The 7,132-nt window shown below is 70.7% G+C and carries 3 protein-coding genes; all 3 read left to right on the top strand.

Going from position 1 to position 7,132, the window contains the following annotated elements; all coding sequences use genetic code 11:
* A partial coding sequence (locus Q4I23_RS12455) for a flagellin (protein ID WP_498526435.1) occupies positions 1–607 on the top strand: 607 nt, incomplete at its 5' end.
* Between the two features lie 132 nt (positions 608–739).
* The gene (locus Q4I23_RS12450; RefSeq protein WP_454016806.1) at positions 740–1,165 is read left to right on the top strand and encodes a flagellar biosynthesis repressor FlbT; all 426 of its coding nucleotides are present in this window, start codon (positions 740–742) and stop codon (positions 1,163–1,165) included.
* Positions 1,162–7,131, top strand: a complete 5,970-nt coding sequence (locus Q4I23_RS12445) for a tetratricopeptide repeat protein (RefSeq protein WP_498526434.1) — start codon at positions 1,162–1,164, stop codon at positions 7,129–7,131. Before Q4I23_RS12450 ends, Q4I23_RS12445 begins: the two co-directional genes overlap by 4 nt.
* Position 7,132: the final 1 nt, after the last annotated feature.

The raw sequence follows: 7,132 nt of genomic DNA, 5'->3' as shown, positions 1-7,132 counted from the left end.
GGTCAGCAACCTGAGCGGCGCCACGGTGACCCGCGACGGCATGTCCAAGCGCGGCGAGGGCAAGCTGTCGGACGGCGAGAACGCCTACGCGTTCGACACCGGCACGGTGCGCTTCAACGTCGATCAGAAGAGCATCAAGCAGGCGGCGGCGGCCAACTCCGCGGCCAACCTGGTCTCGGTGCAGGTGACCGACGCCAACACCTCCAACGATCTGACGGTGCAGCTCAACGAGCGCAACACCAACGCGATCACGGTGAAGGCCCAGAACCTGACCACCAGCGGCCAGGGCCTGCGTCTGGACTACGCGCAGAACGACTGGACCGACCGCGCCGACATCGACAAGGCGGTCGCCAGCATCGACTACGCGAAGCAGAACCTGCGGTCGTCTTCGCAGACGCTGTCGACCAACCTGAACGTCATCACGACCCGTGAGAACTTCACCAAGGAGTTCAGCGATGTGCTGACGGAAGGCGCGAGCAAGCTGACGCTGGCCGACCAGAACGAGGAAGGTGCGAACCTGCTGATGCTGCAGACCCGTCAGCAGCTCGGCACCATCGCCCTCTCGCTGGCCAACCAGTCGCAGCAGTCGATCCTGCGTCTGTTCTAAGCCTGAGAGTTCGGGTAGGATTACGCCCGGCGGGCGGCGGCGCAAGCCGCCGCCCGTTTCATTTGGTGCGGCGCTTTCCGGCAATCGCTTTCCGCTTCCGCGCGCCGCCGAGACAAGGACCGGGTCCGTTTCATGCCTCTGAAGTTCGTTCTCCGCCCCAATGAAAAGGTCATCATCAACGGTGCGGTCATCGGGGCCGGCGATCGTCCCGGCTCTTTCTTCCTCTACAACACCGCCAATTTCCTTCGTGGGCGAGAGGTGTTGAAGGAAGAGCAGATCGATTGCATCGAGAAGAAGCTCTATTTCGTCATTCAGCTCATCTATATCTTCCCGGAAGATGCGGTGCTCAATCTGCAACGCTTCGCCTCCATTCTGGCGGAGACGCGCGAAGCCCGGCCGGATTGCCGGGACGACCTCGATGAGATCGAACGGTTGGTCGAGGCGCGCAACCATTACCGCGCCCTGAAAATCTGCCGGAAGATGTTCAAGGGCGGGTCCGAGGCGTCACCCAACGCCGAAGGTGCGGCGGACAGCCCGGCGGTCGATCCGGCACCGTGATCGAAGCGGACCTGCAGGGTTGGGACGGCCGATCGGCGGACGACGTTCTGACCGACGCCATTGCACAGCATCGCGCGGGGAATCTGGACGAGGCACGGGCACTCTACGGCCGCATCCTGTCCGCCGACCCATCCCACACCGATGCCCGCCACTTGTCCGGCATCGCCGCCTATCAGGCCGGTCAGGCTGCGCAAGCCTCGGTGTGCTTCCGTGCGACCCTGGCCATCGATCCGTCCTTCGCCGCCGCCTACAACAGCCTGGGCAACGTCCTGGCCGACCGGAGCCGTCCGGACGATGCGGTCCGCGCCTATCGTCGCGCCATCGCGCTTCAGGACGGCTATGCGGAGGCGTTCGGCAATCTCGGTCTGCTTCTGCAGGCGCAGGAACGGATCGACGACGCCATCGCCGCTTACGAGGCGGCGCTGCGCGCCGATCCCGGGCGCACCGCGACCCGCTTCGATCTGGCGGTGCTCCTTCGCCGCCGCGGTCGCCTGAGCGAGGCCGCCTTGGCTTTCTACCGGGTGGTCCAGGCACAGCCGGACCATGCCGAGGCTTGGCGCAGCCTTGCGCTCGTGCTGCGCGTCCTGAACCATCCGGACGCGGAGCTGTGCCTGCGCCGTGCCCTGTCCGATGATCCGACGGACCGCGAGGTGGCGCGGGATCTGGGGACACTTCTGAACGAGCGCGGAGACTTCGCCGAGGCGGCGGCGGTTCTGGCTCCGGCGGTGGATGCCGACACGGGCCGGGACGCGCGGCTGCTCTTCCATCTGGGCAGTGCGCTTCAGGGGGATGGGCGGCTGGCGGAAGCGGTCGCCCGCTACCGAAAGGCGCTGCTCCAGGACCCGCTGCTGGCGGGGGCGTGGAACAATCTCGGCGTGGCGTTGCTCGATCTGGGGGACCACGCCGCCGCGGTGACGGTGCTGCGGACGTGCATCGCTTTGCGTCCCACCGATGCGGTGGCCTTCAACAACCTGGGCACCGGCCTTGACGGCGTGGAGCGGCCAGGGGAGGCCGCCGGTGTCTTCCGGCGGGCGCTGATCATTCAGCCGGACTATGGCAAGGCGCTGAACAATCTCGGCAACTCCCACCGGGTCGCGCGCCGGGCGGAGGCGGCCGAGGCGCTGTACCGGCGGGCGCTGATCGTTCAGCCAGACTATCCCGACAGCTACACCAACCTCGGCAACGTCCTCAAGGACTGGGACGACTGGCAGGGCGCGCTGCGCCTGCACCGGCGTGCGGTGCGCCTGGCCCCGCGGAGCGCCATCGCATGGACCACAATGGGTCTTGCCCTGAACGTGCTGGGACAGAACGGAGAGGCGGAGGCCGCGCATCGGCGCGCCCTGTCCATCGACCCAGGGCATGCGGAAGCCTATGCCAACCTCGGCATGCTGCAATGGCAGTCGACGCGCGTTGTGGAGGCGGAGCGAACCCTACGCCGTGCCCTGCGCATCGACCCGACCCTGGCGGCGGCGCGGCTGAACTTCGCCCTGGTCAGCCTCGCGAGCGGCAATCTGTCGGAGGGCTGGGAGGCCTATCAGGACCGGTTCAAGGCCAAGGGGCATCCGGAGCGCACCATCGCGGCGCCGCTCTGGCGGGATGATGCGGCGACCGTCCGCCGCCTTCTGATCTGGCGCGAGCAGGGGGTGGGGGACGAGTTGATGTTCGCCTCCTGCTATCCCGTCCTGGCGGATCGGGTGGCGGCGGGCCGGATCGGTCAGGTTGTCCTGGAATGCGACCCTCGGCTGGTCAGCCTGTTCAGCCGCTCCTTTCCCTGGGCCACCGTCCGGGGCGAAGCCGCGGCTCCGGATGGAACGGAGACTTTGGTCTCTCCGGATGGCGACGCCCACATCGCCGCGGGCGCTCTCCCGCGTCTTCTGCGTCCGGACCTGGCGAGCTTCCCGCCCCGTCCTTGGCTGGTCCCCGACCCGGAACGCCTCGCCGTCTGGCGGGAGCGGTTGGCCACCCTGGGGCCGGGGTTGAAGATCGGCGTCGCCTGGCGCAGCCAGTTGATGACCACCGAACGAAAGGCCGCCTACATCACTCTGGAAGCGTTCGAGCCCCTGTTCTCGGTTCCCGGAGTGGTGCTCGTCAATCTTCAATATGGCGACTGCGAGGCGGAGATCGCGGCGGCGGAGGCGCGTTTCGGCGTGACCGTCCACCGCTGGAACGACCTGAATCTCAAGGACGACTTCGAAGGCGCGGCGGCCCTGACCGCTTCGCTCGATCTGGTCATCGCGCCCGCCGTGTCCACCGGTGAACTGGCGGGGGCCCTGAGCGTACCGGCCTGGCGCATCGGCGCCCGCGACTGGACGCAGCTCGGCACCGGCGTCCGCCCCTGGTACCCGACGATGCGCCTGTTCCAGCCGCGTCCCGGCGAGACGCTGGACGCTGTCATGGCGCGGATCGCCGACACACTGCGCGGTCTGGCGCGGCCGGTCGAGGGCGTGATAAGCCGCCCGCCCGCGGCGCCCGTGGATGTCGCTCCACTGGTCGCCAAGGCCGTCGCCGGCTACCGCGCCGGGGCGCTGAAGGAAGCCGAAGACCAGTGCCGGGCGGCGCTGGACTCCGTTCCGGACCATCCCGTGGCCCTCCATCTCCTGGGAATTCTGCGGCTTCGCCAAGGCGATGCCGGGGAGGCGGCGGTGGTGCTGGCTCATGCGGTGAAGGCCGATCCCGACAACGCCGCCGCCCATGCCGCGCTGGCCGATGCCTGCAAGGCGGCCGGCCGGCACGACTCCGCTCTGGCGGCGCAACGCAACGCCGTCCTGCTCCGTCCGGACGCGGCAGAGCATTGGCTCAACCGAACCGCCCTCCTGCGGGAGCGCAGCGCGGGTGACGAAGCGGAGGCCTGCGCGCGGCGCGCCCTGCGGATCCGCCCGTCGCTCGGTGTGGCGCACACCCATTTGGGGCATTTGCTCGCCGAGCGCGAGGACCGGGCCGCGGCGGAGTGGAGCCATCGGCGGGCGCTTGCCCTGACGCCGTCGGAGGTGGACGCGCTGGTGGGTCTCGGCGCGCTCCGCCTGAGGGCCGATCAGCCCGCTGAGGCGGAGAGGCTGCTGCGTCGTGCCACCGTGACCGCACCGGACGCCGCCATCGCCTGGAGCCACCGGGGCAGCGCGCTCGACCGGCTGGGGCGCGTCGAGAAGGCGTTCGCCTGCCACAGCCGGGCGGTCGACCGCGCGCCGGAGATGGCGGAGGCCCAGGCGAATCTCGCCATGCACTGGGCGCGGCGGCAGCGCCCGGCCGAGGCCATCGCCGCCTACCGCCAAGCCATCCGGATCAATCCGGCGCTGCCGACCGCTCATTACAACCTGTCGCTCCTGCTTCTGGAGCAGGGAGAGCTTCGCCCCGGATGGGCGGAGCATGACTGGCGCTTCGACACTCCCCAGTTCCGCGACCAGAAGCGACGCTTCGCCGCGCGGCCCTGGCGCGGCGAGAACATCGCCTCCGCCCGCCTGCTGGTCTGGCGGGAGCAGGGGGTGGGCGACGAGATTCTCTTCGCCTCCTGCTATCCCGATCTGCTGCGCCGCGCCGGGCATCTGGTGGTCGAATGCGACCGCCGTCTGGTGTCGCTCTTCGCGCGCTCCCTCCCCGGAGCGACGGTCCGTCCGCCGACCGTGGAGCCGCGCGACGTGGACGTGCAGGTTGCCGCCGCGTCGCTGCCGCGGTTGCTGCGGTCCGACTGGAAGCGGTTTCCGGCCCAGCCCTGGCTGGTGCCTGAGCCCGGACGCCTGGACCGCTGGCGGGATCGGCTGGCCGCTCTGGGGCCGGGACTGAAGGTCGGTATCGCGTGGCGCAGCCAGATCATGGACGGGGAGCGGCGGGCCGCCTACGTCACGCTCGACGCCTTGGCGCCGCTGTTCTCGGTTCCCGGAGTGGTGCTCGTCAATCTTCAATATGGCGACTGCGAGGCGGAGATCGCGGCGGCGGAGGCGCGCTTCGGCGTGACCATCCACCGCTGGGACGATCTGGACCTGAAGGACGATTTCGAGGGTGCCGCGGCCCTGACAGCCAATCTCGATCTCGTCCTCACGCCCGCCGTCTCCTCCGGCGAGCTGGCCGGCGCCCTGGGTGTGCCGGTGTGGCGGTTCGGGCACCGCGACTGGACGCAGCTCGGCACCGGCGTCCGTCCCTGGTTCCCGTCGATGCGACTCTTCCAGCCGCGCCCCGGCGAAGGGCTGGACGCCGTGATGGGCCGGATGGCGATCACGCTGCGCCGGCTCATGCCGGCGGACGACGAACCGCCACCCGGGGATGTCGCGATTGCCCCGGACCTCCTGCTGGAAGCCGCCGCCGCCCATCATCGGGACGGGCGGCTGGCCGAGGCGGCTCCGCTGTACGAGCGTGTGCTGACGGCGCGCGCGGACCACCCGGTCGCGCTCCACCTGTCGGGATTGCTGGCGCACCAGTCCGGCGACTCCGCTGCGGGGGCGGGGCGCATCGCCCGTGCCCTGGACGCGCTGCCGGCCTACGGGGCCGCCCAGTCGAGCCTGGGGACCGTGCTGATGGCGCTTGGCCGTGCGCCGGAGGCGGTGCGCCGGTTCCGGCTGGCGCTCGCCCTGCAACCGGGCGCCGCGGCGGCACTGACCAACCTCGGCAACGCGCTGGAGGCGGTGCATGATTTGCGCGCCGCGGCGCAGGCCCACCGGCGGGCGACCTTGGCCGACCCCGCGCTGGCGGAGGCGCACGACAACTGGGGTGCGGTGCTGACCCGGCTTGGCGCCTTGGAGGCGGCCGAGGAGCGCCATCGCCATGCCCTGCGCCTAGCGCCGGAACGCGAGGACGGCTGGCTGAACCTTGGGGTGGCGCTCCGCCGGGCGGGACGGCCGGACGAGGCCCGGCGGACCCTGGTCCGCGCGCTCGCCCTGGCGCCGGCGCAAGGAGATGCGTTGGCCAATCTGGGGCGGCTGTTGCGCGACCGGGGCGAGACCGCAGCGGCGGAGCGCTGGTGCCGCCGCGCCCTGGGGGTGGAACCGGGGCACCCGGCGGCGGCCTTCAACCTCGGCCTGTTGGATCTTGCCCGCGGCAGACTGGAAGCGGGCTGGGCCGGCTATGACGCGCGCTTCCGTGCCCGTGAGCTGTCCGGTGCCGCCCGTGCCGTCGCCGTCCCGGCCTGGGAGGGGGAGGACCCCGCCGGTCTGCGCCTTCTGGTCTGGGCGGAGCAGGGGATCGGTGACGAGATCCTATTCGCCGGCTGCCTGGACGACTTGATCGCGCGGGCCGCCGCCGTGGTGGTGGAGTGTGACCGGCGGCTGGTGCCGTTGTTCGCGCGGTCCTTTCCCCGCGCGGAGTGGCGACCGGCCCCGGCGGACCCCGAGGCGCCCTGCGCCGGAATCGACCGCCATGTCGCCATGGGATCGTTGCCGCGCTGGCTGCGGCCCCGCTTCGACCGCTTTCCATCGCGCCCGTCCTTCCTGACCGCCGATCCCGAGCGGGCCGCCCAATGGCGGGAGCGGGTGGACGCGCTCGGCCCCGGCCTGAAGGTGGGAATCGCGTGGCGCAGCGGGCTGATGACGGCGGAGCGCCGCGGAGCCTATGCCCCGCTGGACGCGTGGGGGCCGGTGTTCGCGCTGCCGGGGGCGGTCTTCGTCACTCTGCAATACGGCGACTGCGCTGCCGAGATCGCCGAGGCGGAGCGCCGGTTCGGGGTGACCATCCACCGCTGGGGCGATCTCGACCTGAAGGACGACCTGGACGGCGTGGCGGCTTTGATGACGGCGCTCGACCTGGTCATCACGCCGGCAAGTTCGGTGGGGGAACTGGCGGGAGGGCTGGGCGTACCGGTCTGGCGGTTCGGGCCGCAGGGGGATTGGACGGCGCTCGGCACCGGGGCGCGGCCCTGGTTCCCGACCATGGCGCTGATCACCGCACCGCCGGGACAGCCGGCGTCCGGCGCATTGCCAATGATCGCACGCCGTTTGGCAAGGCTTTGCGCTGCGCCCAGGCGCGACAGCGCGAACATTTGAT

It is taken from the genome of Azospirillum sp. UFLA03-27 (assembly GCF_059803775.1).
This window is presented reverse-complemented; position numbering and strand designations above follow the sequence as displayed.